Genomic DNA, 238 nt, shown 5'->3' on the forward strand with positions numbered 1-238 from the left:
CACTGTTTTGCGCGCTTTCCGGCACGCTGAACGAACTGTTGCTGGCACGCGCGTTACAGGGCGTTGGCGGCGCGATGATGGTGCCGGTCGGCAGATTGACGGTGATGAAAATCGTACCGCGCGAGCAATATATGGCGGCGATGACCTTTGTCACGTTACCCGGTCAGGTCGGTCCGCTGCTCGGTCCGGCGCTCGGCGGTCTGCTGGTGGAGTACGCATCGTGGCACTGGATCTTTTT

At 60.9% G+C, this 238-nt stretch carries 1 protein-coding gene; it reads left to right on the top strand.

Annotated features, from left to right (window positions below):
• Nucleotides 1-238 (top strand): MFS transporter (locus SB756_RS35045; protein WP_410913880.1); only part of this gene is annotated, 238 nt, incomplete at both ends.

Source organism: Pseudomonas sp. SIMBA_068 (assembly GCF_046534705.1).
Taxonomy (GTDB): domain Bacteria; phylum Pseudomonadota; class Gammaproteobacteria; order Pseudomonadales; family Pseudomonadaceae; genus Aquipseudomonas; species Aquipseudomonas putida.